This window comes from Kitasatospora sp. NPDC056531, from assembly GCF_042794375.1.
Lineage (GTDB): Bacteria > Actinomycetota > Actinomycetes > Streptomycetales > Streptomycetaceae > Kitasatospora.
In genome coordinates, this window is record NZ_JBHTTU010000371.1 from 1 (window position 1) to 1,349 (window position 1,349).

1 protein-coding gene is annotated in these 1,349 nt (G+C 69.7%); it reads left to right on the top strand.

Annotation, left to right across the window (positions count from 1 at the left end):
• Positions 1 to 71 precede the first annotated feature (71 nt).
• The gene (locus ACFQ87_RS46530; protein WP_380617100.1) at positions 72 to 1,277 is read left to right on the top strand and encodes an IS701 family transposase; all 1,206 of its coding nucleotides are present in this window, start codon (positions 72 to 74) and stop codon (positions 1,275 to 1,277) included.
• The last annotated feature ends 72 nt before the right edge of the window (positions 1,278 to 1,349 follow it).

Consider the following 1,349-nt stretch of genomic DNA (forward strand, 5'->3'; position numbering starts at 1 on the left):
ATGGATGACCGCGCCGCATGTAGTGACAGCGTCCCGGGCAGTGCGCCCATGTGATCGATGCAGCAATCAGCATGTGGGAAAAGGAACTTGGCGAACTTCTCCTGAGGATCGGGGCCCGCTTCCCCCGCGTGGAGCCCCGGCGCCGCGTGCGGGACTACGTCCGTGGGCTCCTGGGCCCTGTAGGCCGCAAAAACGGCTGGCAACTGGCCGAATACGCAGGCCACGCCACCCCCGACGGCCTGCAGCACCTGCTGTCCCGCAGCCGCTGGGACGCGGATGAGATCCGCGACGACCTGCAGACCTACGTCGCCGAACAGCTCGGCACCGACGACGGCGTCCTGATCATCGACGACACCGGCTTCGTGAAGAAGGGCACCACCTCCGCCGGAGTCCAGCGCCAGTACTCCGGCACCGCCGGCCGCACCGAGAACTGCCAGATCGGCGTCTTCGCCGCCTACGCCACCAGCCGCGGCCACACCCTGGTCGACCGGGAGCTCTACCTGCCCAAGTCCTGGACCGAGGACCGAGAACGCTGCCGATCCGCCCGCGTCCCCGACGACCGCGCCTTCGCCACCAAACTGGAGCTGGCTCGCGTCGTGATCCGGCGGGCCATCGCCTCGCCCCTGCCCATCGCCTGGGTCACCGCGGATGCCGCCTACGGGCAGGACGCCCACTTCCGCCGCTTCCTCGAAGACGCTGGGCTCTCCTATGTTGTGGCCGTGCCCAAGTCCCAGCAGGTCCACGGTCCGCGCATCGACCACCTCATCAAGCAGGCCCCGCTTGAGGCCTGGCAGCGGCTGTCCGCCGGAAGCGGCGCCAAGGGCGAGCGCTACTACGACTGGGCCGCCGCCCGCCTGCCCGCCGTGGTGGAGTTCGACGGCGACGAACCCGCCCGGCAACGGTGGATGCTGGCCCGCCGCAGCATCGCCAAGCCCGACGAGATCGCCTACTACCTCGCCTGCGCGCCCCTTCAGGCCACCCTTACGGACCTCGTCCGCATCGCAGGCTGCCGCTGGAAGATCGAGGAGTGCTTCCAGAGCGCGAAGAACGAATGCGGCCTCGACCAGTACGAGGTCCGCCGCTACGTCGGCTGGTACCGGCACATCACGCTCGCCATGCTCGCGCACGCCTTCCTGGCGGTGATGGCCGGTCAGGAACGGGAAAAGGGGGCGACGAGAGAGACACGCCCGACCTCGTGGACCTCACACCAGCCGAGATTCGCCGTCTGCTGGCAACTGGACCCCGTCGCCGTCCCCCGGACCGCCACCACGCCGTGACGTGGTCGCGCTGGCGCCGCCGTCACCAGGCGCGCGCCCGCCGCTGTCACTACATGCGACGCGGTCATCCGC